The organism is Lentzea sp. NPDC055074 (assembly GCF_053608005.1).
On record NZ_JBSGUQ010000006.1, the window covers coordinates 74425 to 101009 of the forward strand.

21 protein-coding genes and 1 tRNA gene are annotated in these 26585 nt (G+C 69.5%); 10 read left to right on the forward strand and 12 right to left on the reverse strand.

The features are described from left to right. Positions 1-30 precede the first annotated feature (30 nt). The 6 genes from ACWF7A_RS16130 to ACWF7A_RS16155 all read right to left on the reverse strand — a co-directional run bounded on the left by ACWF7A_RS16130 (position 31) and on the right by ACWF7A_RS16155 (position 7093). Complete coding sequence (locus ACWF7A_RS16130) at positions 31-633, reverse strand: 50S ribosomal protein L25/general stress protein Ctc (RefSeq protein ID WP_452251225.1); 603 nt, start codon at positions 631-633, stop codon at positions 31-33. A gap of 934 nt (positions 634-1567) precedes the next feature. Then, positions 1568-2539 carry a ribose-phosphate diphosphokinase gene (locus ACWF7A_RS16135; protein WP_189158309.1) on the reverse strand — a complete coding sequence of 324 codons (972 nt, stop codon included), beginning with the start codon at positions 2537-2539 and terminating at the stop codon, positions 1568-1570. 14 nt (positions 2540-2553) lie between these two features. Next, positions 2554-4026, reverse strand: coding sequence for a bifunctional UDP-N-acetylglucosamine diphosphorylase/glucosamine-1-phosphate N-acetyltransferase GlmU (glmU, locus tag ACWF7A_RS16140; RefSeq protein ID WP_452251226.1), 1473 nt, complete (start codon positions 4024-4026; stop codon positions 2554-2556). A 47-nt stretch (positions 4027-4073) separates the two neighbouring features. Further along, positions 4074-5753 carry a GGDEF domain-containing protein gene (locus ACWF7A_RS16145; protein ID WP_452251227.1) on the reverse strand — a complete coding sequence of 560 codons (1680 nt, stop codon included), beginning with the start codon at positions 5751-5753 and terminating at the stop codon, positions 4074-4076. Positions 5754-5793: 40 nt separating this feature from the next. Continuing rightward, positions 5794-5864 (reverse strand) — tRNA-Gln (locus ACWF7A_RS16150). 89 nt (positions 5865-5953) lie between these two features. Next, positions 5954-7093 carry an alpha/beta hydrolase family protein gene (locus tag ACWF7A_RS16155; protein ID WP_452251228.1) on the reverse strand — a complete coding sequence of 380 codons (1140 nt, stop codon included), beginning with the start codon at positions 7091-7093 and terminating at the stop codon, positions 5954-5956. A gap of 173 nt (positions 7094-7266) precedes the next feature. Here ACWF7A_RS16155 and ACWF7A_RS16160 point away from each other — a divergent pair, with 173 nt between their 5' ends. Continuing rightward, positions 7267-8208: an acyl-CoA desaturase gene (locus ACWF7A_RS16160; protein ID WP_452251229.1), complete on the forward strand. Its 942-nt coding sequence runs from the start codon at positions 7267-7269 to the stop codon at positions 8206-8208. A 33-nt stretch (positions 8209-8241) separates the two neighbouring features. Then, positions 8242-8841, forward strand: a complete 600-nt coding sequence (locus ACWF7A_RS16165) for a TetR/AcrR family transcriptional regulator (RefSeq protein WP_452251537.1) — start codon at positions 8242-8244, stop codon at positions 8839-8841. A gap of 161 nt (positions 8842-9002) precedes the next feature. On the opposite strand, the gene ACWF7A_RS16170 is transcribed toward ACWF7A_RS16165, so the two are convergent. Both ACWF7A_RS16170 and ACWF7A_RS16175 read right to left on the reverse strand, forming a co-directional pair. Continuing rightward, positions 9003-10112, reverse strand: a complete 1110-nt coding sequence (locus ACWF7A_RS16170; RefSeq protein ID WP_452251230.1) for a PQQ-dependent sugar dehydrogenase — start codon at positions 10110-10112, stop codon at positions 9003-9005. A 7-nt stretch (positions 10113-10119) separates the two neighbouring features. Continuing rightward, on the reverse strand, positions 10120-10647 hold the full coding sequence (locus tag ACWF7A_RS16175; RefSeq protein ID WP_452251538.1) for a DUF4291 domain-containing protein: 528 nt from the start codon (positions 10645-10647) through the stop codon (positions 10120-10122). A 152-nt stretch (positions 10648-10799) separates the two neighbouring features. Here ACWF7A_RS16175 and mfd point away from each other — a divergent pair, with 152 nt between their 5' ends. From mfd to ACWF7A_RS16200, 5 genes are all read left to right on the forward strand, one after another. Continuing rightward, the gene (gene mfd / locus ACWF7A_RS16180) at positions 10800-14351 is read left to right on the forward strand and encodes a transcription-repair coupling factor (protein WP_452251231.1); all 3552 of its coding nucleotides are present in this window, start codon (positions 10800-10802) and stop codon (positions 14349-14351) included. Positions 14352-14365: 14 nt separating this feature from the next. Beyond that, positions 14366-15307: a hypothetical protein gene (locus ACWF7A_RS16185; RefSeq protein WP_452251232.1), complete on the forward strand. Its 942-nt coding sequence runs from the start codon at positions 14366-14368 to the stop codon at positions 15305-15307. Next, the gene (locus ACWF7A_RS16190) at positions 15304-16224 is read left to right on the forward strand and encodes a MazG family protein (RefSeq protein WP_452251233.1); all 921 of its coding nucleotides are present in this window, start codon (positions 15304-15306) and stop codon (positions 16222-16224) included. Before ACWF7A_RS16185 ends, ACWF7A_RS16190 begins: the two co-directional genes overlap by 4 nt. A gap of 29 nt (positions 16225-16253) precedes the next feature. Continuing rightward, positions 16254-19424, forward strand: a complete 3171-nt coding sequence (locus ACWF7A_RS16195; protein WP_452251234.1) for a S41 family peptidase — start codon at positions 16254-16256, stop codon at positions 19422-19424. Between the two features lie 107 nt (positions 19425-19531). After that, on the forward strand, positions 19532-20200 hold the full coding sequence (locus ACWF7A_RS16200) for a hypothetical protein (protein ID WP_452251235.1): 669 nt from the start codon (positions 19532-19534) through the stop codon (positions 20198-20200). Positions 20201-20281: 81 nt separating this feature from the next. Here ACWF7A_RS16200 and ACWF7A_RS16205 read toward each other — a convergent pair whose 3' ends face one another. Beyond that, complete coding sequence (locus tag ACWF7A_RS16205; RefSeq protein ID WP_452251236.1) at positions 20282-21100, reverse strand: hypothetical protein; 819 nt, start codon at positions 21098-21100, stop codon at positions 20282-20284. Between the two features lie 130 nt (positions 21101-21230). Between ACWF7A_RS16205 and efeU the strand changes: the two genes are divergently transcribed. From efeU to efeB, 3 genes are read left to right on the forward strand one after another with little or no spacing between them, the layout of a single operon-like run. Further along, positions 21231-22055, forward strand: a complete 825-nt coding sequence (gene efeU, locus ACWF7A_RS16210; RefSeq protein WP_452251539.1) for an iron uptake transporter permease EfeU — start codon at positions 21231-21233, stop codon at positions 22053-22055. A gap of 18 nt (positions 22056-22073) precedes the next feature. Next, complete coding sequence (gene efeO, locus ACWF7A_RS16215; protein ID WP_452251237.1) at positions 22074-23192, forward strand: iron uptake system protein EfeO; 1119 nt, start codon at positions 22074-22076, stop codon at positions 23190-23192. Continuing rightward, positions 23189-24436 (forward strand): iron uptake transporter deferrochelatase/peroxidase subunit, encoded by a 1248-nt coding sequence (efeB, locus tag ACWF7A_RS16220; RefSeq protein ID WP_452251238.1) that lies wholly within the window; start codon positions 23189-23191, stop codon positions 24434-24436. The genes efeO and efeB overlap by 4 nt, the downstream gene beginning before the upstream one ends. Here the strand turns inward: efeB and ACWF7A_RS16225 are convergent, their stop codons facing one another. The 3 genes from ACWF7A_RS16225 to ACWF7A_RS16235 all read right to left on the reverse strand — a co-directional run bounded on the left by ACWF7A_RS16225 (position 24437) and on the right by ACWF7A_RS16235 (position 26491). After that, complete coding sequence (locus ACWF7A_RS16225; protein ID WP_452251239.1) at positions 24437-24808, reverse strand: tetratricopeptide repeat protein; 372 nt, start codon at positions 24806-24808, stop codon at positions 24437-24439. 293 nt (positions 24809-25101) lie between these two features. Then, positions 25102-25863, reverse strand: coding sequence for a nucleotidyl transferase AbiEii/AbiGii toxin family protein (locus ACWF7A_RS16230; protein ID WP_452251240.1), 762 nt, complete (start codon positions 25861-25863; stop codon positions 25102-25104). Further along, positions 25856-26491: a type IV toxin-antitoxin system AbiEi family antitoxin gene (locus ACWF7A_RS16235; protein WP_452251241.1), complete on the reverse strand. Its 636-nt coding sequence runs from the start codon at positions 26489-26491 to the stop codon at positions 25856-25858. The genes ACWF7A_RS16230 and ACWF7A_RS16235 overlap by 8 nt, the downstream gene beginning before the upstream one ends. Positions 26492-26585: the final 94 nt, after the last annotated feature.

Genomic DNA, 26585 nt, shown 5'->3' on the forward strand with positions numbered 1-26585 from the left:
CGCCGTCGTTTCGGCCCGACGTGATGGGGCTCAGCTTTCCTCGGTGGCCTCGGCCGCGGGAGCAGCCTCGTCACCCTCGAGCTGCGCGGCGGACGGCGCCTCGTTGACGGCGACGACGAGCGCGTCGGCGTCGGTGATCAGGACGGCGCCTTCCGGCAGCGTCAGGTCGCTGGCGTGGATCTGGGTGCCGGCGGCGACGCCCGCGATCGACAGCTCGATCTGCTCCGGGATGTTGAGCGCGTCAGCCTCGATCTGGATCGTGCTGAGGTCCTGCGTGAGCAGCGTGCCCGAGGCGGGCTCGCCCGAGATGGCCAGCGGCACCTCGACGGTGACCTTCTCGCCGCGCTTCACGAGCAGCAGGTCGACGTGCTCGATGTAGTTCTTGATCGGGTGCGTGGTGACGGTCTTCGTGAGCGCCAGCTCGCTCTCGCCACCGAGGGCGAGGGTGAGGACGGCGTTCTGACCGTGCTCGCGGATGACACGGGCGAACTCAAGCGCCGGCAGGGCCAGGTGCTTCGGGTCGGAACCGTGGCCGTAGAGCACCGCGGGGATCTTGCCGGCGCGACGGGTGCGGCGGGCTGCGCCCTTGCCGAATTCAGAGCGCTGCTCAGCGGCGAGACGGACCTCGGACACGGTGGGGTACTCCTTACAAGTCTGGCCTTGTACGTCGGGGCGGTGCACAAGTATCAGCGGTTCAGCGATGGGGGTGGCCTGCGGTGGCGAGCAGCACACGGATGACTTCAACACGCGCGGCATCGAGCCACCGCGTCGATCACGTTGAGCTGGAAGCTCGCCCTCGCCGAGGCAACCCGACCAGTGTAGGTGAGGGGGATGGGTGGGTGCTAATCGGGGGTGTTGTGGGGGTTGTGGCTGGTCGGGGTGGTGGTGGTCGGGTTGAGGGCGGCTGACTTTGACGGGTGGTCGGCTGAGGGCGGCCTGGGCGCCTTGCGTGGGGTGAGCTGTGTGTGGGGTGAGCTGTGTGTGGGGCTGAGCTGGCGTGGGGCTGACCCTTGCCGGGACTGACCGTTGCGTGAGAGACCGTTGCGGTGAGCTGACCTGGCTTGGGGCGACCTGTGCGTGGGTCTGCCTGTGCGTGGGGCTGCCTGTGCGTGGGGCTGCCTGTGCGTGGGGCTGCCTAAGAGGGTGGTCGCCTTGCGGGCGGCCAGGTCACCTTGCGTGCTTCCCCTGGGGCTCTGCCCCAGACCCCGGCAATCTGATCAGGGGGCCAGCGCTGCTTGCGGGTTGATGGCACGCCTGTTGCTTTGAGCGGCTGCCTGTTTCGTAGTTTGCTTGCGTTGGCGGTGGGGTCCCATCACGAGCCGAGCCAAGAGCGGGCCACATGCCTGGAGGGGTGTCAAACGGACGAAAAGCGTGTCCGCTTGACACCCCTCCAGGCATGCAGCAAGAGCTGTGGCGCGACTCGTGATGGGACCCCACCGCCCAGCCCTTGTGGAAAGACTGCTCGCCTTCGGCATCGCTTGAGTGCGGCTCGCCTTCGGCATCGCGGAAAGCGAAGGGGCCCTCCGCGTCCCTTGGGACTGTTGCGGAAGGCCCCTGTCTGCGTGGGTCAGGCGTTGCCGTCGAAGAGCGACGTCACGGAGCCGTCCTCGAACACTTCCTGGATCACTCGCGCCAGCAGCGGGGCGATGGACAGGACTGTCATGTTCGGGAACCGCTTCTCCGCCGGGATCGGGAGGGTGTCGGTGAAGACGACCTCTCGGGCGCCCGAGTCCTGCAGGCGCTGGGTGGCCGGGCCGGAGAGGATGCCGTGCGTGGCCGCGATGACCACGTCCGAGGCGCCCTCGTTGAGGAGCTGCTTCACGGCTCCCGCGATGGTGCCGCCGGTGTCGACCATGTCGTCGATCACGATGCAGAGGCGGCCTTCGACCTTGCCGACGACGCGGTTCGAGACGACCTCGTTCGGGCGGAGGGGGTCTCGGGTCTTGTGGATGAACGCGATCGGCGTGCCGCCGAGGGTGTCCGCCCACTTCTCCGCCAGCTTCGTGCGGCCCGAGTCGGGGGAGACGACGGTGATGTCGTGGCCCGCGTACTTGCCCCGGATGTGGTCCGCCAGGAGCGGCATGGCCCAGAGGTGGTCCACCGGGCCGTCGAAGAAGCCCTGGATCTGGGCCGTGTGGAGGTCGACCGAGACGAGGCGGTCCGCGCCCGCGGTCTTGAAGAGGTCTGCCACCAGGCGGGCCGAGATGGGCTCGCGGCCCCGGTGCTTCTTGTCCTGACGGCTGTACGGGTAGAACGGCATGATCACGGTGATGCGCTTGGCGCTGGCGCGCTTCAGGGCGTCGACCATGATCAGCTGTTCCATCAGCCACTGGTTGATGGGGGCCGTGTGCGACTGGATCACGAAGGCGTCGCAGCCGCGGACGGACTCCTCGAAGCGGACGAAGATCTCGCCGTTCGCGAAGTCGTAGGCGGACTGCGGGGTCACCGTGACGTTGAGGTGCTTCGAGACCTCTTCCGTCAGCTCCGGGTAGGCACGCCCGCCGAAGAGCATCAGGTTCTTCTTCGGTGTGCCGGGCATCTGCGGGTTCACGGTCAGCGACCCTCCTCAGTCTTCTCGTCGGCATTCTGCTTCGCCAGGGCCTCGGCTGCTGCCTGAGCGGCGGCCGTGCCCTCACGACGGCTGAGGACCCAGCCTTCGAGGTTGCGCTGCGGGCCTCCGGACACGGCGAGCGCGCCCGGCGGGACGTTGCGGCGCAGGACGGTGCCCGCGCCGGTGTACGCGCCGTCGCCCACCGTCACCGGCGCTACGAACATGTTGTCCGAGCCGGTGCGGCAATGGGATCCGACGATCGTGCGGTGCTTGTTCACCCCGTCGTAGTTGACGGTCACCGATGCCGCGCCGATGTTGCTGTGGTCGCCGATCGTGGCGTCGCCGATGTAGGACAGGTGGGGGACCTTCGAGCCGTCGCCGATCTGCGAGTTCTTCGTCTCGACGAACGTGCCGATCTTGCCCTTCACGCCTAGAGACGTGCCTGGGCGGAGGTAGGCGAACGGGCCGACGGACGCGTTGTCGCCGATCACCGAGTCGCTGCCGTGGGTTCGGATCACCGAGGCGCCCTCGCCGACCGTCACGCCCGAGAGGGTCGTGTCGGGGCCGATGGTCGCGTTGGCGCCGATCACCGTGCCCGCGCGGAGCTGCACGTTCGGCTCGATCAGGGCGTCCTGGCCGACCTGGACGCCCGCGTCCACCCACACCGAGGCCGGGTCGACGACGGTCACGCCGCCGCGCATGAGGCCCTCGACGATGCGGCGGTTCATCTCGGCGCCGACGGTCGCGAGCTGCACTCGGTCGTTGATGCCCTCGACCAGCCAGCGGTCGGACGCGATCAGCGCGCCCACGCGCTTGCCGTCGCCGCGGGCGATGCCCAGGACGTCGGTCAGGTAGAGCTCGCCCTGCGCGTTGTCGGTGGACAGGCGCGAGAGGCCGTCGCGCAGCACCGCCGCGTCGAACGCGTACACGCCGGAGTTGATCTCCTGGATCAGTTGCTCGGCGTGGTCGGCGTCCTTCTGCTCGACGATCCGCTGCACGGTGCCGTCGGCGTCGCGGACGATCCGGCCGTACCCGGTGGGGTTCTCCACCACGGCCGTCAGGACGGTCACCGCGTTGCCGGCCGACCGGTGCTCGGCGAGCAGGCCCTGGAACGTCTGGGTGTCGAGCAGCGGCACGTCGCCGTAGCTGACGATCACCGTGCCGGCCAGGTCGTGCGGCAGCTCGGCCAGGCCGCAGGAGACGGCGTGCCCGGTGCCCTTCTGCTCGGCCTGCACCGCGACGGTGACCTTGCGGCCCAGCGTCCCGGCGAGGGTCTCGAGATGCTCGGTGACGGCTTCACGGCCGTGACCGACGACGACGGCCAGGTGGTCGGGGTCTGTGCCGGCCGCCGCGCGCACCGCGTGTTCCACGAGTGAGCGTCCGGCGATCCGATGCAGCACCTTGGGCGTGGACGACCGCATGCGGGTGCCTTCCCCGGCGGCGAGCACGACCGTGCTGACAGGGCCCTCGAGCATCAATGCTCTCCCTAACAGGCTGGGTGTTTCGAAGTCCGCGGACCAGCCTAAGCCTCCGCGGACGGCTCCCCGGCCACGGCCGCAACCTGGCAGCCACCTTGACGCTTCGCCACGTACATCGCCGAGTCCGCCCTTGACAGGGCCTGGTTGGCGGATTCGCGGGGACGCAGCGAGATGACGCCGACCGACAGCGTCACGCCCCGGGAGAGGTCGATTGGCAAGCCTGCCACCGCATCCACGGCCCGTCCGAGTGCTGCTTCGGCGGCGTGCAGAGGGGCACCCGGCAGCAGGACGACGAACTCGTCACCGCCGTAGCGGGCCACCATGTCGTCCCCCCGCAGGGCCTGCCGGAGTGTGCTGGCAATCACCCGAAGAACATCATCACCCTCGGCATGTGAATGCCGGTCGTTCACGCCCTTGAACCCGTCCAGGTCGACCAGCGCGATCGAGAACGGATCGACCTGACCGGCGATGAGCTCGCCCATCTTGTCGTCGAGCGCGCGGCGGTTCGGCAGGCCCGTCAGCGGGTCCTGCAACGCCTGCTGCGCGATCTGGCCGTGCGCGCGCGTCAGCCTTTCGTGTTCGCGGCGGGTCTGCAGGGTGGCCACGCGGGACTCGCGCATCTGCCACAGCTCCATCTCCAGCGCCGCGTTGTAGGCCTGCAGCGCCGACGTGGTGTGCGGCCCGCACAGGTGCGCGTACTCGCGTTCCAGCGAGAGCACCAGTGACGGTTCCGACGTGTCGTGCTCCATCTGCGTGCGCGTGTCGCCGAGGACCTTGAGCGCGTCGTCCAGCCGGTTCGCCTCGACCAGGCACCGGGCCAGCGCGATCGCGACGATGATCAGCTCCCGCGCGTACATCGACAGGCCGCGCAACGACCACAGCCGGTCGAGGTGGCCCTCGCTCGGGTTCGTCAGCGCGTGGGCGGCACCGAGGATCGGCACCTGCTCGGCGGCGTCCATGTCGCGGCGGCCGGGGTGCAGCGACTGCCGGAACGGCACCTCGGCCGCCTCGGCGAGCCCGGAGGCGACCTTGAACTGCTCGGCCGCGGCGTCGTGCAGGTTCACTCGTTCGAGGCGCATGCCCCAGCCGATCCGCAGCCGCGCGCGGTTGACCAGGTGTACGTAGATCTGATGGGGCTGGCCGCTCTCGCGCAACGCGTTGTTCGCGCCCGCCAGCACGTCGTCCGCCATCTCGTAGACGCCGAGCTGGGTCAGCACCAGCGCGATGTCCTGGAACGTGTTGGCGAGCAGCTGGTCCCAGATGCGCTTGTCGAAGACCGGGTCGACGTCGGGTTCCTCGTCGAGCATCATCGCCAGCGCCGACGCGATCTCGGTCAGCGCCTTGTCCTCGGCGTTGCCCAGCAGGAACCGGCGTCCGCGCAACGCCCGCGCGTCCGCCTCCAGCACGAGCAGGCCGTGGCGGCGGCAGTGGGCGAGCATCTCGTCGAGCTGCGGGTCGGACATGTCGACGAGGCCCGGCGTGACCAGGCGGACCACGGCCGCGGCTCTGAGCAGCTGCGCGACGATGCGGGGCTCGCCACGACCCTGCGCCTCGGCGAGGATGTGGTCGATCTCGGAAGCCGCGTCCAGCTGCGCGGCGAGGTGGCTGCTCTGGGCCACGGCGACAAGCTCGGACGCGCGACCCACCAGCCACGCGTCGGACATCTCGTGATGGCGGTGGCCCACGTTGCCCTGCTCGTCGATCGTTTCCTCGGGCAGCTTCACACCTCCCAAAGAGTGCGACCCTGTGCCCTCAAGGCCCCTGCTCCGCCACCAGGATTCGAACCTGGACCATCTGAACCAAAATCAGAGGTGCTGCCTTTACACCATGGCGGAACGGGCGAACTCGCGCCCGCCCACGCGCACATGTTGTCACGAGTGCTCCTCTTGTTGTCCAACCACCACTCGCTCGGCTCAGTTCAAGATCACGGCTGGGCGCCGATTGACCTGGTCAGGAAGTCCCCGAGGGCCGTTCGATACGTGTCCGTCGCCACATTCCACCCGGAGATGTGGTCGGCGCCCGGGATCTCCACGTACTGCAGCGGCCAGCCGAGCCCGCTCGCGGCCGTCGCGAGGTCGCGCGAGGACTGGGCGGGCACCGTGCCGTCCGCCGAACCGTGGATGAGCAGCGTCGGCGGCTTGAGCGCGGGTGGGTTCGCGACGAGGTCGAACCGGTCGAAGTCGATGCCGGCGCGCCATCCGGACACGACCTCGGCGACCGGCGTGAGCCACGTCGGCACGCCCCGGTTCTGCGCCTGCAGGTTCAGCGTCTGCGTCCAGTTCGTGACGGGGGAGTCGAGCACGACTCCGGAGACCGCCGCGGCGAGTCCGGACCGGCCGAGCGTCTGCCCGACGATCGCGCCGCCCATCGACCAGCCGTAGAGCACGACCTTCTTGGCGCCCTGGCCCTGCGCGTACCTGATCGCGGCCTCGACGTCGTGCCACTCGGTGTCGCCGAGGTGGTAGAGGCCGTCGGGCGACTTCGGCGCGCCGGCGTCGTTGCGGTAGGTGATCAGCAGGACGGGCAGCCCGGCGCCGTGGAGCTGGGGGACCACGCGCAGCGCCTCCTCGCGGGACGCGCCCCGCCCGTGCACGGTGATGACCCACGTGTCCGGGTTCGAGCCCGGGACGAACCACGCGGGCATGTCGCCGAGCTCGCCGGGGATCGCGACGTCGCTGTAGACCAGGCCGAGCGTCGACTTCGGGGTGCCCTCGTAGACGTCGGTCTCGATGCGCACCTTCGTGCCCTCGGGCGGTGCGGTGCCTTCGAGCAGAGGACGTTCCACGCGGCCGTCCTTGTTCGACGCGATGTCGCCGACCTTCGCGGTGCCGCCGGGCCAGACGATGCCGAACGTGCCGCGCAGCGTCGTGAGCTTCGATTCGGCGAGCACGACGTTCTTGTCGTCCACGCCGAGCGCGGTCTCGGGGTAGCGCCGCGGCACTTCCTCCGGTTCGAGCAGCTCACCGCTGTAGTACCAGCCGACGCCGCCCAGAGCCGCTGTGACCAGCACGAGCAGGACGAGCAGCGAGGTCACGGTGATCCGGATGATCTTGCGTCTGGCCATTCACCGATGATGCCGGGCCGAGGTCTCGATTCCACGCGACACAGCGCTTGGAACCTGAGAAAGGCCGATGAGTTTCCACGCGGGGTATGGCGAAAGCAGGGGCACCTAACTTACGCTTCCGTAAGTTACGGTCGCGTAGGTTCGTCAACCCCCTCACCCCCAGAGGTCTCCGGATGACTTCGACCATGAACAGGTCCACTGACCGAGGACCCAAGCCGCTGTTCGACGGAAAGCGCAACCACGCCGAACAACTGGGCGTGTACGTGTTCGTCATCGTTCCCCTCCTCGCCCTGCTGGCCGCCGTCCCCGTCGCCTGGGGCTGGGGCCTCGGCTGGGTCGACGTGGCCCTCTTCGTCGCCTTCTACTACCTCTCCGGCCTCGGCGTGACGATCGGCTACCACCGCCACTTCACGCACGGGTCGTTCAAGGCCAAGCGCCCGCTGAAGATCGCGCTGGCGATCGCCGGCTCGGCGGCGTTGCAGGGGCCTGTCATCGACTGGGTGGCGGTCCACCGCCGGCACCACGCGTTCTCCGACCGCGAGGGCGACCCGCACTCGCCGTGGCTCTTCGGCACCGGCCCCGCGGCCCTGGCCAAGGGCTTCTGGCACGCGCACATGGGCTGGCTGTTCGGCCGCGACAAGACCAACCACGAGCGCTTCGCCCCCGACCTGCTGGCCGACGAGGACGTCGTGTGGGTCGACAGGCACTTCGTGCTGTGGACGACGATCTCGCTGGCACTGCCGGGTGTGCTCGGAGGGCTGCTCACGTGGTCGCTGTGGGGCGGCCTGACGGCGTTCTTCTGGGCGGGCCTCGTCCGCGTCGCGTTCCTGCACCACATGACGTGGTCGGTGAACTCGATCTGCCACATGGTCGGCGACCGCCCGTTCGCCGCCCGGGACCGTTCGGCCAACGTGTGGGCGCTCGCGATCCTCAGCTTCGGCGAGTCGTGGCACAACCTGCACCACGCCGACCCGACCTCCGCGCGGCACGGCGTGAAGCGCGGCCAGCTCGACATCACGGCACGGCTGATCTGGGTCTGCGAGAAGCTCGGCTGGGCGACGAACGTCCGCTGGCCGAGTGAACAGCGGCTGGCCAGGATCACCGCGAGGAAGTGAGGTTTGTAGGCTGGTTCGGTGGCCAGGGTCAGGATGACGGGCAAGGAGCGCCGAGAACAGCTCCTGGACGTCTCCCGCGCCCTCTTCGCCGAGAAGGGCTTCGACGCGACCTCGGTCGAGGAGATCGCGCACCGCGCCAGCGTGTCGAAGCCCGTCGTCTACGAGCACTTCGGCGGCAAGGAAGGCATCTACGCCGTCGTCGTGGACCGCGAGATGCAGCGCCTCATGGACCAGATCATCACCGCGCTGGACGGCGGTTCGCACCCGCGTGAGCTGCTCGAACAGGCCGCCTGCGCGCTGCTGGACTACATCGAGGGCTCGACGGACGGGTTCCGCATCCTGGTGCGCGACTCGCCCGTCGCCTCGTCCTCGGGCACGTTCTCGTCGCTGCTGAACGACATCGCGTCGCAGGTCGAGCACGTCCTCGCGCTGCACTTCGCCAAGCAGGGCTACGACCGCAAGCTCGCCGCGCTCTACGCGCAGGCGCTGGTCGGGATGGTCGCGCTGACCGGGCAGTGGTGGCTCGAGGCGCGCAGGCCGAAGAAGGACGAGGTGGCGGCGCACCTCGTGAACCTGGCGTGGAACGGGCTGTCCGCGATGGAGCACAAGCCCAAGCTGCGCAGCCGCTCCTGAGCTGGTTGCCGTAGTGCACCTGCACGGCTGATGGCCCAGGTGTTCGTGCATCCTGCCGAACCCGTGCACGCAGTGAAACGGTCCGGGCACTCCTCAGCGATGACTCCGGTGAAGCCCGGTGTCCGAGCCGTGCGTCGAGGGGTCGTACGGCTCGGACGGCTTCACGCGGTTCCGGAGAGCCTCAGCAGCTTGTCCCCGTTGCCGTTCGACGTCGTGATGTAGAGCGATCCATCAGGCGCCGTGCGGGCGGCGCGCAGCCGGCCGTACTTGTCGTTCAGCTCCTCCGGGATGCTCACGTTCTGCACCTTGCCCGCCGCGTCCAGCGTGAAGAGCAGCAGCTTCGAGCCCTTGAGAGCCGTGATCGCGAGCTTGCCGTTCCAGAACGCCGCCTGGCAGATCGCCTCGGTCGGCGAGCCGGACGACCACGCCGCCGGTACCGCGTCCGGGAACCGCTGCAGGTCCGTCATCGGCACGCTCTCGTCGTACCCGCCCTTGGTGCCGCCCTCCGACGGGTCCCAGCCGTAGTTCGCGCCCTTCTGCAGGAGGTTGACCTCGTCGTCGACGCTCGGGCCGTGCTCGCTGGAGAAGATCTGGTCGCTGTCCGGCCGGAACACCACGCCCTGCACGTTGCGGTGGCCGTAGGTGTAGACGCGGCGCTCGTTGGCGTTGCCCGAGGTGATGAACGGGTTGCCGGCCGCGCCCTCGCCGGTCTCGGCGTCGATGCGCAGCACCTTGCCGCCGAGGCTCGTGCGGTCCTGCGGGTTGCGGGCCTGCGCGATGTCGCCGGTCGCGACGTACATCGAGCCGTCCGGCGCCAGCGTCGGGCGGCAGCCGGAGTGGCGCCCGCTGGAGTTCGACGGCATGCCGGTGAGCAGGTCCTTGGTCTTGGTCGCCTTGGTGCCGTCGAGCCGGAACGTCACGAGCCGCACGTCCTTCGACGTGTTGTAGCAAACGGTGAAGCGCTGGTCGTCCGGGTGGATCACGAGGCCCATCAGGCCGCCCTCGCCGCGTGCCTGCAGGTCCGCCAGGTCGATGTCGACGGGCGAGACCTGGCCGTCGCGCACCAGCTTGATCGCGCCGGGCCGTTCGGTGACCAGCATCGCGCCGCCGGGCAGGAACCCGATGTCCCAGGCGTGCTGGAGACCGCCGGCGACCTCCTCGACCTTCAGCCCTTGAGGTGCTGGAGCCTTCGACGGGGCGTTGCCGCCCGGTTCCGGCGCCGAACAAGCGGCTACGACCAGCACCAACCCTGCAGCAACGAGTGCGCGCATGTCCCAACTATGCGTTTTGTGCCGTGGAGGTTCCGTAAGGCCGCTCGACGGGCAGCAACGCGCGCGCTCCGTCCAGATCACGCGCACGCACCTTCTCGTGCACCTCGCGCGCAAGGGACGTCACGTCCGTGATGCCGACCGTCCACTCGTTGACGTACATGTCGACGGCCTCGCGGGTCAGCCCGATCTGGATGGACCGGTGCTCCAGCGCCTCGTGGTTCAGGCCGCGTTCGGGGTCCCACTGCACGCGTACGGACGGCTTGCCCGGGATCCTGCTGGAGACGGCGTTGGAGACCGCCCAGTCGAAGCCCTCACGGGTGATGCGCACGGCCAGCACACGCTCCTGGCCCTCCTTCTGGGCGTACCCGCAGCGGTACATCATCCAGAGGAACGACGGCTTGATCCACGTCATCCGCTCCATCTTGAACGGCGGCACGAACCGTTGGGCAGCGACGGCCGGTGCGGCGATCGCTGGTGAATAGGCCTGGTAAACCACTATGGACTGATCGTCGTAGTCAGCCCTGATCTCTTTCATGGACACGTGCACAGAGTGACGGATCGGGCCGTGCTCGAGCCACCCGATAAGGAGTCGCGGAACGAGCTATGGTGGGTGGTGAGACCCCTCGTCCCAGGCAGGGGTCTGTCCGGCGTCCCGTCGCCGTTCCGCACTCGACCGGGGTTTCTCACATGCCGCTGCTCGGCCTGCTCGATGGTGTCCTGCCCGACAAAGCCCTCCGCACGTTGATCGACTCAGCCGGCGTTCCCGAGCTGGAGCTGGACGGTCCGCTGGCCGCCCGCCCGCTCGTGGCCGCCGCGCTGTCCACCGTGAAGCCGGTCCTCGCCGTCACCGCCACGGGACGCGAGGCCGAGGAGCTGACGAGCGTCCTGCGCGACCTGATCGGACCGGACAAGGTCGCGTTCTTCCCCAGCTGGGAGACGCTGCCGCACGAACGCCTCAGTCCGCGCGCGGACACGGTCGGCGCGCGCCTGCAGGTGCTGCGCCGCCTCAAGCACCCCGAGGGCAACCCGATCCGCGTCCTCGTCACGACGGTCCGCAGCCTCATCCAGCCGATGGCGCCGGGCCTGGGCGATCTCGAGCCCGTGCACCTGAAGGTCGGCGAGGAGCAGGACTTCGTCGAGCTGGTCACGCGCCTGGCCGAGAACGCCTACAGCCGCGTCGACATGGTCGAGAAGCGCGGCGAGTACGCGACGCGCGGCGGCATCCTCGACATCTTCCCGCCCACGGCCGAGCACCCGTACCGCGTCGAGTTCTGGGGCGACGAGGTCAGCGAGATCCGGCCGTTCTCGGTGCAGGACCAGCGGTCGCTGCCCGAGGAGGTGGCTGAGTTCGTCGCGCCGCCGTGCCGCGAGCTGCTGCTGACCGACGACGTCAAGCACCGCGCGGCCGAGCTGGCGCTGGAGCACCAGTCCGACGCGCACCTGTCCGAGATGCTGGAGAAGATCTCCGGCGGCATCGCGGTCGAGGGCATGGAGGCGCTCATCCCGGCGCTCTGCCCCGGCGAGCTGCAGCTGCTCACCGAGGTCGTGGAACCGGGCACGCACGTCCTGCTCAACGACCCGGAGAAGGTCCGGGCCCGCGCCGCGGACCTGGTGCGCACCGGGCAGGAGTTCCTCGAGGCGTCGTGGATGGCGGCGGCCGGCGGCGGCCAGGCGCCGATCGACCTGGGCCGCAGCGCCTACCAGGGCATCGGCGAGATCTCCCGGCACGCCAAGGAGAACGACCGTCCCTGGTGGACGCTCAGCCAGCTCACCACCGACTCGTCCGACGTCGTCCACCTCGACGTCAAGCCCGTCGAGGCCTACCAGGGCGACGTCGAGCGCGCGTTCGCGGACCTGAAGGCGCACACGGCGACGGGTGGCGTGGCCGTCCTGGTCGTGCCCGGCGCCGGCACCGCGCACCGGGCCGAGGAACGGCTCAAGGAGGCCGAGGTCGCCGCCGTCTGCGTCGAGTCCCTCGACGAGGCACCGAAGGCCGGCATGGTCACGGTCGTGCGCGGCGCGCTCGAGGACGGCTTCATCCTGCCGGACCTCGCGCTGGTGGTGCTCACCGAGACCGACCTGACCGGCGGCCGCGGCGGCACGTCCACCAAGGACATGCGCAAGATGCCGTCCAAGCGGCGCAACGCGGTGGACCCGCTGGCGCTCAAGGCGGGCGACTTCGTGGTGCACGAGCAGCACGGCATCGGCAAGTACGTGGAGATGGTCCAGCGCACGGTCGCCGGCGCCACCCGCGAGTACCTCGTCCTCGAGTACGCGTCGTCGAAGCGCGGCCAGCCCGGCGACCGGCTGTTCGTGCCGACCGACCAGCTCGACGAGGTCAGCCGGTACGTCGGCGGTGAGCTGCCGACGCTCAACAAGCTCGGCGGCAGCGACTGGAAGAACACGAAGTCCAAGGCGCGCAAGGCGGTCAAGCAGATCGCGGCCGAGCTCGTGCAGCTCTACGCGGCCCGTCAGAGCGCCCCCGGCCACGCGTTCGCGAGCGACACCCCCTGGCAGCGCGAGCTGGAGGACGCGTTCGCGTTCACCGAGACGCAGGACCAGATGGCCGCGATCGACGAGGTCAAGGCCGACATGGAACGGTCCGTGCCGATGGACCGGGTCATCTGCGGTGACGTCGGCTACGGCAAGACGGAGATCGCGGTCCGCGCGGCGTTCAAGGCGGTGCAGGACGGCAAGCAGGTCGTCGTGCTGGTGCCGACGACGCTGCTCGCCCAGCAGCACCTCAACACGTTCGCCGAACGCATGCGCCAGTTCCCGGTGAACGTCAAGGGCCTGAGCCGCTTCACCGACCCGCAGGAGTCCGCGCAGACCATCGCGGGCCTCGCGGACGGCGAGGTCGACATCGTGATCGGCACGCACCGGCTGCTGCAGAAGAACGTGCGGTACAAGGATCTCGGCCTTGTGATCGTCGACGAGGAGCAGCGCTTCGGTGTGGAGCACAAGGAGCACATCAAGGCCCTGCGCACGCACGTCGACGTGCTGACCATGTCCGCGACGCCGATCCCGCGCACGCTGGAGATGTCGCTCGCCGGCATCCGCGAGATGTCCACGATCCTGACCCCGCCGGAGGAACGGCACCCGATCCTCACCTACGTCGGCGCGTACGACGACAAGCAGGTCGGTGCGGCCATCCGGCGCGAGCTGATGCGCGACGGCCAGGTCTTCTACGTGCACAACCGGGTCTCGACGATCGAGAAGGCCGCGAAGCGCATCCGCGAGCTGGTGCCGGAGGCCAGGGTCGTGACCGGGCACGGCCAGATGAACGAGGACAAGCTCGAACACCTCATCCAGGGGTTCTGGGAACGCGAGTACGACGTGCTCGTCTGCACCACGATCGTCGAGACGGGCCTCGACATCTCCAACGCGAACACGTTGATCGTCGAACGCGGGGACCTGCTCGGCCTCGCGCAGCTGCACCAGCTGCGGGGCCGCGTCGGCCGTGGTCGTGAGCGCGGGTACTCGTACTTCCTGTACCCGCCCGAGACACCGTTGACCGAGCACGCGCACGACAGGCTCGCGACGATCGCGCAGAACACCGAGCTCGGCGCCGGCATGGCCGTCGCGATGAAGGACCTGGAGATCCGCGGCGCCGGCAACATCCTCGGCGCCGAGCAGTCCGGTCACATCGCGGGCGTCGGCTTCGACCTCTACATCCGGCTGGTCGGCGAGGCCGTCGAGGCGTTCCGCAAGCACGCCGGGGCGGAGGGCGAGATCGAGGAGGAGCTCGCCGAGGTCCGCGTCGACCTCCCCGTCGACGCGCACATCCCGCACGAGTACGTGCCGGGCGAGCGGCTGCGGCTGGAGGCGTACCGCAAGATCGCGGCCGCGTCCGACGAGGCGTCGCTGACGTCCGTCTGGGACGAGCTCAAGGACCGGTACGGCACCCCGCCGGAGACCGTCGAACGCCTGCTCGGCGTGGCCCGCCTGCGGCACGCGTGCCGCCGTCACGGGGTCACCGAGGTGATCGCGATGGGCCAGAACCTGAGGTTCGCGAAGCTGGAGCTGCTCGACTCGCAGCTGGTCAGGCTGCGCCGGCTCTTCCCGAAGGCCGTCTACAAGCAGTCGATGGGCACGGTCACCGTGCCTAGGCCGACGGAGGGAGCGGCGGGCGGCCGGATGGGTGCACCGCAGCTGCGCGACCAGGAGCTGTTGGACTGGTGCGGTGCGTTCCTCGACTCACTCGCGGGGACTCCCGTGACCGGAGTCACCAAGGCGTGAGAGGGTAGATCCTCGTGAGCACTGTTCTGAAGCGTTTCTCGCTGGTCGGTGTGGCTGTGGCGCTGCTGGCCACCGGTTGTGGCACCGGCCCCGCGAAGGCCGGTTCGGCCGCGATCGTCGGTGATCAGGCGATCAACCTGGAGACCGTCCAGGAGCGCACCGTGAAGGTGCTCAAGAAGGAGCCCGCGGCCCAGCAGATGCAGGACCAGGGCAAGCTCGACCAGGTCTCGCGGCTCGTGCTGTCCGACGAGATCAGTCACAAGCTCGCCGAGCGGGCCGCGCAGATCGAGAACATCACGGTCGACGAGACCAAGGTGTTCGACGCGATCAAGGAGAAGGGCGGCCCCGAGGCAGCCTCGAAGCAGAGCGAGCAGGACGAGACCACGATCTACCGCCACCAGCGCGACGTGCTGGTGATGGGTGAGCTCGCCCGCCGCAACCTCTCCACGCTCCAGGTCGTGATCGACTTCTTCCAGGTCCAGGACCCGAAGGAAGCCAAGGAGAAGGCGGCGCAGGTCGCGGCCGACCCGTCGAAGATGTCGCGGTTCGTGCAGGAGGCCCCGCGCACCACCGGCGGTCAGCAGGCGTCGGCGACGGGCCAGAAGGTCCGCGTCACCGAGAACCCGTCGCTGGTGCACACGATGCTGTGGGGCGTGAAGCCCGGCACCGTCGTGGCCTTCCCGGCCGACGAGCAGCAGTCCAGCTGGATGGTCGCGCTCGTCAAGGAGCGCAACAAGGTCTCGCCCACGCCGGGCGAGGAGGACCTGATCGAGCGCATCGACCCGCAGCTGCTCGCGGCGTTCGGCCTGCGGATCGCGCAGTTCCTGACCGCGGACCAGACCGTCGAGGTCAACCCCCGCTACGGCGTGTGGGACCCGACCAACGCGCAGGTCGTCGGCAACGCCGGTGAGCGCGCGGGGTACGTCGGTGTGAGCACGACCAAGAACAAGTCTTGATCACCGTCGTCGTCCTCAGCGAGCGGCTCGGAGCCGTGCTGCCCGCTGCCGCCCTGCCCGCGTTGCGCGCCGCCAAGGCCGTCTACGCGGGCGAGGGCGTCCCTCCGCGGACCTGGTCGGACCTCGGTGTCGACGGACCCGCGCCGGTCGACGTGGAGGACGGCGCGGTGGTGATCACGACCTCGGCCGCCGCGTACCCGGACGCCGAGGTGATCACGACGCCGGAGCCGTTGGGAGCGGGGCTGCTCGACGCGGCCGCGGTCATGCACCGGCTGCGCTCGCCGGGCGGATGTCCCTGGGACGCCGAGCAGACGCACGACTCGTTGCGCCAGTACCTCGTCGAGGAGACCTTCGAGCTGCTGGAGGCGATCGAGGACGGCGACCGCGCGGCGATGCGCGAGGAGCTCGGTGACGTGCTCCTGCAGGTGCTGTTCCACGCCCGCGTCGCGGCCGAGGACGCCGAGGACCCGTTCGACGTCGACGCCGTCGCGGCCGAGCTGGTCGCGAAGCTCGTCGGCCGGCACCCGCACGTCTTCGAGGGCAACGATCCCGCCGTGCACGACGCGACCTCGCAGCAGCACCGCTGGGAGGAGCTCAAGCAGGCCGAGAAGCAGCGCGAGTCCAGTGTGGACGGTGTGGCGCTGGGTCAGCCGGCCGTCGCGCTGGCCGCGAAACTGGTGCAGCGCACCAAACGCGCCGGCTTCCCCGTCGACCTGCTGCCCGAGGGCGACGACACGGGCACGACTTTGTTCGCTGTGACCGCTTTGTCCAAGCTCGCCGGGGAGGACCCGGAGACGGAGCTCCGCCAGGTGTGCCGCCGTTTCGCCGCGAACGTGCGCGAGGCGGAGGCCAAGGCACGGGCCGAAGGTCTTGTTTCTCTCGAGGCTGAGGACTGGCGGCGTTTTTTGCCCTCCTGAAACGGTGAACGTGGGCTAACGTCGATCTCGTGACTTACCTGCGGTATCCGCATCTGCGCGGTGACTTGGTGACGTTCGTGGCCGAGGACGACGTGTGGCTCGCGCCCGTCGACGGAGGAAGGGCCTGGCGCGCGTCCGCTGATCAGGTACCGGCCCGTACGCCCCGTTTCTCGCCCGACGGCACGCATCTGGCGTGGGCCAGCGTGATCGACGGGGCCCCGGAGGTGCGCGTGGCGCCTGTGGACGGTGGCCCTGCACGCCGGCTGACGCACTGGGGTGTGGGCCGGACGGCCGTGTCCGGGTGGACGCCGGACGGGCGAGTGCTGGCGGTGACGCACACCGGTCAGATGTCGCGGCACCGCAAGCAGGCGCACGCCGTCCCGCTCGACGGCGGGCCGTCCGAGGTGCTGCCGTACGGGTGGGTCAACGACGTCTCCTTCGGGCCGGACGGCCAGGTCGTCACGTCGTCCAGCTACATGCAGGAACCGTCGATGTGGAAGCGGTACCGCGGTGGCACCGCGGGCAAGCTGTGGGTCGACACGGAGGGTTCCGGTGACTTCACCCGGATCCTGGCCGACCTGAAGTCCACGCTGTCGAACCCGATGTGGGTCGACGGGCGGATCGCGTTCCTGTCCGACCACGAGGGTGTCGGCAGCGTCTACTCGGTGCTGCCGGACGGCACCGACCTGCGCCGCCACTCGGAGGGCGAGTTCTACGCCCGCAACGCCTCCAGCGACGGCTCGCGGGTGATCTTCCACCAGGCCGGCGAACTGTGGCTGCTCGAAGGCCTTTCCGACCTGCGCAAGCTCGACATCAAGCTCGGCGGCCCGCGCACCGGCCTGCAACCGCGCCATGTCAAGGCTTCCGGCAACATCGAGTCGTTCAGCGTCGACCACACCGGCCGCGCGTCGGCCGTCGAGGTCCGCGGTTCCGTGCACTGGGTGACGCACCGCGACGGCCCCGTTCGCGTGCTGGCCGACCGTTCCGACGTGCGGGCGCGGCTGCCGAAGGTGCTCGGCGAGACCGGCCACGTGGTGTGGGTGACCGACGTCGAGGGCGAGGAGGCCCTGGAGATCGCGCCCGTCGGCGGCGTCGAGCCGGGCAACACCGCCCGCCGCGTCGCGTCCGGTCAGCTCGGCCGGGTCATGTCCCTGGCCGCCGCGCCCGACGGTTCCCGCGTCGCCGTCGCCACGCACGACGGCCGGTTGTTGTTGGTGGACGTGGCTTCCGGCGAGGTGCGCGAGGTCGTCCGCGGCGCGAACGCCCACGTCACGCACCTCGCGTTCTCGCCGGACTCGGCGTGGCTCGCGTGGTCGCACCCCGGCCCGACACCGTTGCGGCACATCAAGATGGTGAACGCGGCGGATCTGTCCGTTGTGGACGTGACGTCGCTGCGGTTCGCCGACTTCGCGCCGACCTTCACCGAGGACGGCAAGTACCTGGCGTTCCTGTCGATCCGGACGTTCGACCCGGTCTACGACGCGCACGTGTTCGACCTGTCGTTCCCGACCGGCTGCCGCCCGCACCTCGTGCCGCTGGCCGCCACCACGCCGTCACCGTTCGCCCCGATGCGCGGCGGCCGCCCGGTCGGCGACGAGGACAAGGACTCCGAGGACGACGACGAGAAGACCCCGGTGACGAAGGTCGACCTCGACGGCCTCACCGACCGCATCGTGCCCGTTCCCGTCGCCGCGGCGGACTACGTGTCGTTGAAGGCGGCGCGTGGCGGCCTGCTGTGGCTGCGCCGGCCGTTGCTCGGCGTGCTGGGGGACAACCTGGCCTCGCCCGACGCCCGCCCGCCGCGCACGGTGCTGGAGCGCTACGACTTCGGCAAGCAGAAGACGGAGTGCCTGTCCGACAGCGCGGACGCGTTCGCGGTGTCCGGCGACGGCAAGCGGATGCTCGTCGAGGACCGAGGCGACCTGCGGGTCGTGCCGACGGACAGCAAGGCCGACGAGGACTCGGCCGACTACGTGGAGATCGACCTCGCGCGCGTGCGCGTCGTCGTCGATCCCGCACAGGAGTGGGCGCAGATGTACGCCGAGAACGGGCGGCTCATGCGCGACCACTTCTGGCGCACCGACATGGGCGGTGTCGACTGGCAGGGCGAGCTCGACCGCTACCGGCCGCTGGTGGCCGAGGTGGGCAGCCACGACGACCTGGTCGACCTGCTGTGGGAGGTCCAGGGCGAGCTGGGGACCTCGCACGCCTACGTGTGGGGCTCGGCGCCGCACGTGCCCGCTTCTCGCCGTCAGGGGCTGCTGGGCGCTGATCTGGTGCGCTCGGGTGACGACTGGGTCGTGGAGCGCGTGATCCCGGGCGAGACCTCCGACCCGCACGCCCGTTCGCCGTTGTGCGCGCCCGGAGTGGCTGTGCGCGCCGGCGACGTCGTCGTGGCCGTGGACGGGCGTCCCGTCGGGCTCGCCGGCCCTGGGGCGTTGCTGGTGGGGACGGCTGGGAAGCCCGTCGAGCTGACGGTGCGCCCCGGTGGTGGTGGCGAGCTGCGCCGGGTCGTGGTGGTGCCTCTGGCCGATGAGGAGCCTCTGCGGTACCACGACTGGGTCGCGAACCGCCGTGCCTTCACGCACGAGCAGTCCGGTGGACGCGTGGGCTACCTGCACGTCCCGGACATGATGGGCGCCGGCTGGGCCCAGCTGCACCGGGACCTGCGGATCGAGCTGACCCGTGAGGCGTTGGTGCTCGACGTCCGGGAGAACGGCGGCGGGCACACCTCGCAGCTCGTGATCGAGAAGCTCGGCCGCAAGGTGATCGGGTGGTCGGTCGCTCGCGGCTACACGGCGTCGGAGTCCTACCCGCAGGACGCGCCCCGCGGTCCTGTCGTGGCGGTGGCGGACGAGTACGCCGGTTCCGACGGCGACATCGTCAACGTGGCCATCAAGGAGCTCGGGATCGGGCCCGTGGTGGGGGTGCGGACCTGGGGCGGTGTCATCGGCATCGACATGATGTACACGCTCGTCGACGGCACGATGGTCACCCAGCCGAGGTACGCGTCGTACTTCAAGGGCCACGGGTGGGCTGTGGAGAACTACGGTGTCGACCCCGACATCGAGGTGGTCATGTCGCCTGCCGACCGGGTTTCCGGTCGCGATCCGCAGCTGGAGAAGGCCGTTTCCCTTGCTCTGGAAACTCTTTCATCTTCGCCTGCCGCTCACGCTCCGGAGTTGCCCCCGTTGGCGTGAACACCCCATCGTGTGACTAAAGAACTGTGACGGACTGTTCCATGTGGACGATCAACCAGATGGAAGCTTGATGGGACAGTCCGTCACCGTTCGGGGGTGTGCTGGAGATGAGTCATCGTGAAGAGCCGCGCAGTGGTCGTGGGTGCTTCGGGGCCGTGGTGGTCGTGCCCTTCTTGGCGCTGGGCGGGATGTTCGCGCTGATCGCGTTGACCGGGGGGCCCGCGGAGGCTCCCCGGGCCGCGCCTCCGCCTTCGCGGCCTTCTGCCCAGTGGTGGACCGAGCCCTTCGAGACCGGGGTCTCGTTGTCCACCGTCACCGAGACCGTGGTGGCTCAGGGGGCTGCTCGGGAGGTTCTCGCTGCCAGGGTCGCCACCCAGACCCGGGTTGTCGGCGGGGCCACCGTCACCGAGACCGTCCGGGTCTCCGCGGTCAAGCCCGCTGTCACCGGGCGGAACGAGCCCGAACCCGAGCCCGAGGAAGAAGTGCCGGCTGCTTCGTCGGAGGCGCCGGTCGTCACCACCACGACCACCGCCAGTGCTTCTGCGCCTGTGGTCGTGTCCAGCGTGGAGCCTGCGCCTCCTGCCGAGACTCCTCCTGTCGAGGTGCCGCCCTCCTCGACCCCTCGGGCCGAGGACCCTGTTCCGCCGGTCACCACCTCTCCCGTCGAGCCGCCCTGTGATCGGGCCGAGCCGCCTTCGGATGAGGAAAGTGGTGGCGGGGTTGAGGACACTGCTTCCCCTGCGGAGGACGTCGCCGCGCCCTCGGCAGGGGCCTGACGGAGAGGGCTGGGGCCGTACTTCCGTCTGGTCCCAGCCTTTTTCTGGTGCTCCGGCCTCGCTTGAGCGGCGTGGGCGCTGCTACTGCTGCGCGCTCGCCCGTGCGTAGGCGTCCGCCCCGCTGAACACGTTCTGGCCGTACTCCACGGAGTTGTTGTAGGTCAGCACCGCTGCCCACCAGCCCTGGCCCGTGCCCAGGTCCCTGGCGCCCCCTCCGCAGAGGTAGCGCGCTGCCGTCAGCGCCGCGTCGTCGATGTTCTGCGGGTCTGCGGGGAGGCCGTCTCCCGCCGCGCGCTTCGCCCAGCGGTTCCAGGTGCCCGGGATGAACTGCATCGGGCCCACCGCACGGTCCCACGTCGTGTCGCCGTCCAGGCGGCCGCCGTCGGTGTCCCTGATCGCCTTCACGCCGGGGCCGCCGTCCAGGGGGATGCCGACGATCGGGCGGGACGGGAGGCCGTTCTCCTGGAGGCGGGCTCCGTTGATGTTGCCGTGGTGGGACTCGATCCTGCCGATGCCCGCGAGGGTCGCCCAGCTGATGCGGCAGGCCGGGGCCTCCCGTTGCATCGTCAGGTCCGCCTGCGCGTAGGCGTGCAGTGCCCGGGCCGGGATGTCGGTCTTGCCCGCCACCCGTGTCGCCCACTCGGCCAGCGGGTTCGCTGTCGCCGTGGTGCCGGGGGAGGCGGCGCTGCCGGGGGCGGCTGCTCCCGGTTCCACCTCCTGGATGGGCACCAGGAACGGCGGTGGGCCCGCCTGGGTCACATCTCTGCGGTTCAGGGCGCCCAGCGCCCAGGCCCCTGCGGCGACCACGACTATCAACAGCAGCACCAGGACGATGCGGCCGAAGATGTTGCCGTTGCGGTTGCGGCGGGCTTGTTCCTGGACTGCGGGCGGCGGGACCACGCAACCCAGGCTACGTGCTCCGACCACGTGGTGACGGAGTGAAGCGTGATGAAACCGGCACTGGTGGCGGCTGGACAATCAGGTGAGCCTTACCTTAAATGAGGCCGACCTAATTTGTGGAGGCGTCGGGATGTTGTTCGCCAATGGGCTCATCGGGCTGCGCGAGGGGCTTGAAGCCGCGCTCGTGGTGAGCATCCTGATCGCATTCCTCGTGAAGACCGACCGGCGGTACGCGCTCAAGTGGGTTTGGACGGGTGTCGTGATCGCGGTGGCACTGTCCGTGGCGGCCGGTGCGGTGATCACGTTCAGTGCTGCCGGGATGACCTTTGAGCAGCAGGAAGCGTTCGGCGGAACGATGTCGATCATTGCGGTCGCGTTCGTCACGGGAATGATCTTCTGGATGCGGCGGGCGGCCAAGACGATCGCGGCCGAGCTGCGCGGCAAAATGGACGAAGCACTCAAAATCGGACCTTTCGCCATCATTGTCGTGTCCCTTTTGTCCGTTGGACGAGAAGGGCTCGAGACGGCCGTCTTCTTCTATTCCAGCGTGCAGGCCGCTGGAGGGGGGACGACCGAGCCGCTCATCGGATTCCTGGGCGGGATCTTGGTGGCCGTGGTCATCGCCGCGCTGCTCTACCAGGGGGCGATCCGGTTCGACCTCGGCAGGTTCTTCACCGTCACCGGTGTGCTGCTCGTGTTCGTGGCCGCCGGCGTCCTCAGCTACGGCATCCACGACCTGCAGGAGGCCGCGATCCTGCCGGGGCTGAACACGCTGGCGTTCGACATCAGCGACACCCTGCCGGAGGACTCCTGGTACGGGGCGCTGCTCAAGGGCTTCTTCAACTACTCGCAGCGCACGTCGGTGCTGCAGGCCATCGCGTGGGTGTCCTACGTGGTGGTGGTTCTGTCGCTGTTCCTCATCCGGCCGCGCCGTCGCGCCGCCGTGGCCAACTGATCATCACTGGAGTTCTCCGTGCGCAAGGCAGCAGTCATCCTGGGCTCACTCGCGGTGCTGGCGGCGTGCAGCAGCAACGGCGGCACGACCGACGCCTCCGGCAACATCGCCGTCGAGGCCACCGACGACGCGTGCAAGGTCGCGAAGACCGAGGCGGGGACGGGCAACGTCACGTTCGAGGTGACCAACAAGGGCACCAAGGTCACCGAGTTCTACCTCTACGCCGAGGGCGACCGGATCCTCGGCGAGGTCGAGAACATCGGGCCCGGGCTGTCGCGGAAGCTGATCGTCGAGGTCACGGAGTCCGGCAAGTTCCAGACCGCGTGCAAGCCCGGCATGAAGGGGGACGGCATCCGCGGCGACTTCACCGTCACCGGTGACGCCAAGAAGTCGACCGACGGCGACGCGATGCTGGCCGAGGCGACCAAGAGCTACCAGCGCTACGTGAGCTCGCAGGCCGACCAGCTGCTCGTGAAGACCGAGGAGTTCGTCAACGCCGTCAAGGCGAAGAAGGTCGACGACGCCAAGGCGCTCTTCCCCGTGTCGCGCCTGTACTGGGAGCGCATCGAGCCCGTCGCGGAGAGCTTCGGCGACCTCGACCCCAAGATCGACGGCCGCGAGGACGTCATCGAGGAGGGCATGGCGTTCACCGGCTACCACCGCCTCGAGAAGGACCTGTGGACCTCCGGGCTGCAGGCCGACTCCGACAAGATCGCGGACCAGCTGCTGACCGACGTCAAGGAGATCGTCTCCAAGGCGAAGTCCGTGGAGCTGACGCCCGTGCAGCTGGCCAACGGTGCCAAGGAACTGCTGGACGAGGTCGCCACCGGCAAGATCACCGGCGAAGAGGACCGCTACTCGCACACCGACCTCTGGGACTTCCGCGCGAACGTCGACGGGTCGCAGGCCGCGATCGCCGCGCTGCGCCCCGTGGTGGAGCAGAAGGACAAGGCCCTCGTGTCCACTTTGGACGATAAGTTCAAGGCGCTGGACGAGGCGCTGGAGAAGCACCGCAAGGGCGACGGCTTCAAGCTCTACACCGAGCTGACGCAGGACGAGGTCAAGGCGCTGGCCGAGGCCGTCGACGCGCTCGGCGAGCCGGTCAGCAAGGTCGCGGAAGTGGTGTCGGCCAAGTGACGAACGAGGTTCCTCGTCGCAGGCTGCTCGGGTTCGCGGGCGCCGGAGTGGCGCTCGCGGGGGCGGGCGCCGCCGCCGGTGTGCTGGCGTCACGGGAGTCTCCGGCCGTCGAGAACGTCGCGGCGGCCAAGGTGCCGTTCCGCGGCGAGATCCAGGCCGGCATCACCACGCCCGCGCAGGACCACATGCACTTCGTCGCGCTCGATGTGAAGACGAAGAGCCGCGACGAGCTGGTCAGTCTGCTCAAGGAGTGGACCGTCGCCGCGGAACGGATGACGGCCGGTCAGGAGGCCGCGGAGAACGGCGCGGTCGGCGGCAACGTCGAAGCGCCGCCCAAGGACACCGGTGAGGCGCTCGACCTCCCGGCGTCCGCGCTGACGATCACCATCGGCTTCGGCCCGTCGCTCTTCGACGACCGGTTCGGCATCAAGGACAAGCGCCCGGAACGGCTGATCGACCTGCCGCGCTTCCCGCAGGACGACCTGGACCCCGCGCGCAGCAACGGCGACATCTGCATCCAGGCCTGCGCGAACGACCCGCAGGTCGCCGTGCACGCCATCCGCAACCTGGTGCGCATCGGGTTCGGGCGGGTCGCGGTGCGCTGGTCGCAGCTCGGGTTCGGCCGCACGTCCTCGACCACGCGCGACCAGGCCACGCCGCGCAACATGTTCGGGTTCAAGGACGGCACCCGCAACATCAAGGCCGAGGACGCCGACCACCTGCGCAACCACGTCTGGGTCTCGAAGGAGGACGGGCCGGACTGGCTCGTCGGCGGCACGTACCTGGTGTCGCGCCGGATCCGCATGCACATCGAGATCTGGGACCGCACGTCGCTGGTCGAGCAGGAGCAGATCGTCGGCCGCACCAAGGGCGAGGGCGCCCCGCTGGGGCAGAGCAAGGAGTTCGACGAACCCGACCTGCACGTCAAGGGCGCGGGCGGTATCCCGTTGATCGGCGAGATCGCGCACATCCGGCTCGCCTCACCGGAAGCGTTGAACGGGGCCAGGATCCTGCGCCGCGGCTACAACTTCACCGACGGCTCCGACGGGCTCGGCCACCTCGACGCGGGACTGTTCTTCGTGGCGTTCAACCGGGACTCGCGGACGCAGTTCGTGCCGATGCAGCAGGCGCTGTCCACAAAGGACGACATGATGGAGTACATCGAGCACACCGGGTCCGGGCACTTCGCCGTGCCTCCGGGCGTGCGCGAGGGCGGGTTCTGGGGCGACACCCTGTTCCGGTGATCAGTTCCCCAGGGCCAGCCGGGCTTTGACCTCTCCGAGCGCTTCCTGGTACTCCGGCGACGGGTTCATCGCGACCGCCATCCGGAGCTGGGCGAGCGCCTCGGGGAGGCGCCCCTGCCGTTGCAGCGTCTTGCCGAGCGCGAACCGGGCGTAGTGATCGCTCGGATCGAGGTCGAGGACCTTGCGGAACGCCTCTTCCGCCCTGGTGAGCTGCGCGGACCCGAGATAGGCCCGGCCGGCCAGCAGCTGCACGGACGGCGCCTCGCCGGCCTCGTCCAGCACCGGCCTCAGTTCGCGCAGCGCGTCGAGCGGCCTGCGCTGGGCCATCAACGCCTCGGCCTTCCGGAACGCCTCGAAGGTGCCGTCCGTCATTCGATCAACGGTACCTACCGCTCGCACGTTCTTCGACTGCCGTCCGGGCGACAGAACTCGAAGGTGTGGCCGTGCCGGCCCGGCCGCCGGCACCTGCCCGAGCAGCGGCCACGCGATCAACGCCGTGACGGACGGGACCACAGAGGACAGCGTGGTCGCCGCACCGCCCCCGCGGACGCCGAGCAGCGGCCACGGCCACCGCGAGGGCGCCGACCGGGTAGCCGGACGCCCAGACCAGGTCGGGTTCTGCGGGGTGCAGAGGAGAGGCACCGCGCCTCGACCGGCGCGCACCGCTACCAGGCGAGTGCCCTCCCGTAGGCCTCCCGAACGATCTGCAGGCACCAGTCGGCTGAGGGAAGTTCGCTGGTCTGGTGAGCCAGCTGCGACTGCCAGTCCAGTGTGGACGGTAGTGAGGCGAACTCGTACTTCTGGACCGAGGCACCCGTCGCGTCGCGGACGAGGCCGGCCGCCTCTGAGGTGAGCGCGCCGAGTTCGGCCAGGCGCGCGAGGTCGTAGAGGTCCCGCGCGGCGTGCCGGTCTGCCCAGGCGAGGGTCTTCATCGCCGCGAACGCCTGCAACGTGGGAACTCTGAGCACGACCTCCGACACGATGTCGCTGTACCTGGTCTCCACGCGAACGGCCTGACTCGGCCAGCGTGCCCAGTCCTCGTGGTCGAGCAGCTGCACCCGGACGCGGAGATCGGTCGTCGTCACCAGAACGCCTGGTTCGACCGCGGACCTCGCGGAGCGCAGCGGAGGATCCCACCTGGTCCCGGGGAACTCGCGGCGCAGGAGTCGCGGCAGCCGGTCGTCGAGCGCGGTCGCGACCGCGGCACGATCCGGCGTCCACAGGTCGATGTCCTCTGACAGGCGTCCGCCCGACGCCGGGTCCGCGAGATGTGTCCTCGCCAGAGCTGTTCCGCCGACGAACAGCACGTCCGGTGCGATCTTCGGCAGAACTGCCAGCACGTGGCTGATCAGGTGGTCCCGCCTGACCTGGTCCTCCGCGACACCGAACGCGCCGGCGACCGCGCGGAGTTCCTCGTGGTCAAGCATCCGCCGCCCCCTTCACCCGCGCCAGCGCCGCCGGCCTGTGCTGATCGTGTGCGAGTTCCTCGGCGACGGCCCAGTCGATCCGGCGGGTCAGCGCTCGCAGGATCTCCTCGACATCCGCTGCTCCGACACCGCCGAGCTTCGGCCGAGCGGCGATGTCGAGCGCTGTCTGCTCCGGCGTGGTCATCCATCCCGCCGTGAGCTCCGTTTCCACCTGCTCCAGGTCGAGGCGGCTCACGTCACGCTTCACGAAGACCACGTTGCCCATTCTGGTGCGCAGGACAGGTCGCTGTTTCGGCACGGCCACGACCGCGGTGCCGATGGCGCGGGGCAGCGCGCCGTGACGACGCGCGGCGGTGATGCTCATCAGCGCCACGGCGTCCCGTCCGTAATCGGCCTGGGCCACGCCGAGCGCCGCCGCCGCGAGATCCGGGCGCCAGCTCGGGTCGCCGAGACGGTCCATCGGGGCCAGCGCGTAGTAGCCGGTGCTGATGTGGCACAGGACCGCTTGTTCCAGCAGCCGTTCGAACTCACTGCGAGGGTGGGCGTAGACGTCCGCCGCGTCTCTGGGACGCAGCACCTTGTTCGCTCTCCTGGCGAGCTTGGTCGGGATGGTCACGCGGTCTTTCATACGACCTCCGTAGGCTCTGAGCCTACTTTCATAATACTCATTGCACCGGGGCATGGGGGAATGCCCGAGGGCGTTGTCCCGTTGCATGAGCCTG

Excerpts from the sequence above, each read along its gene's own strand:
- ACWF7A_RS16135 (WP_189158309.1), bottom strand. The coding sequence starts at position 2,539 with ATGCCCGGCACACCGAAGAAGAACCTGATGCTCTTCGGCGGGCGTGCC.
- glmU (WP_452251226.1), bottom strand. The coding sequence starts at position 4,026 with ATGCTCGAGGGCCCTGTCAGCACGGTCGTGCTCGCCGCCGGGGAAGGC.
- ACWF7A_RS16155 (WP_452251228.1), bottom strand. The coding sequence starts at position 7,093 with ATGGCCAGACGCAAGATCATCCGGATCACCGTGACCTCGCTGCTCGTC.
- ACWF7A_RS16160 (WP_452251229.1), top strand. The coding sequence starts at position 7,267 with ATGACTTCGACCATGAACAGGTCCACTGACCGAGGACCCAAGCCGCTG.
- ACWF7A_RS16165 (WP_452251537.1), top strand. The coding sequence starts at position 8,242 with ATGACGGGCAAGGAGCGCCGAGAACAGCTCCTGGACGTCTCCCGCGCC.
- ACWF7A_RS16170 (WP_452251230.1), bottom strand. The coding sequence starts at position 10,112 with ATGCGCGCACTCGTTGCTGCAGGGTTGGTGCTGGTCGTAGCCGCTTGT.
- ACWF7A_RS16175 (WP_452251538.1), bottom strand. The coding sequence starts at position 10,647 with ATGAAAGAGATCAGGGCTGACTACGACGATCAGTCCATAGTGGTTTAC.
- mfd (WP_452251231.1), top strand. The coding sequence starts at position 10,800 with ATGCCGCTGCTCGGCCTGCTCGATGGTGTCCTGCCCGACAAAGCCCTC.
- ACWF7A_RS16200 (WP_452251235.1), top strand. The coding sequence starts at position 19,532 with ATGAGTCATCGTGAAGAGCCGCGCAGTGGTCGTGGGTGCTTCGGGGCC.
- efeU (WP_452251539.1), top strand. The coding sequence starts at position 21,231 with ATGTTGTTCGCCAATGGGCTCATCGGGCTGCGCGAGGGGCTTGAAGCC.
- ACWF7A_RS16225 (WP_452251239.1), bottom strand. The coding sequence starts at position 24,808 with ATGACGGACGGCACCTTCGAGGCGTTCCGGAAGGCCGAGGCGTTGATG.
- ACWF7A_RS16230 (WP_452251240.1), bottom strand. The coding sequence starts at position 25,863 with ATGCTTGACCACGAGGAACTCCGCGCGGTCGCCGGCGCGTTCGGTGTC.
- ACWF7A_RS16235 (WP_452251241.1), bottom strand. The coding sequence starts at position 26,491 with ATGAAAGACCGCGTGACCATCCCGACCAAGCTCGCCAGGAGAGCGAAC.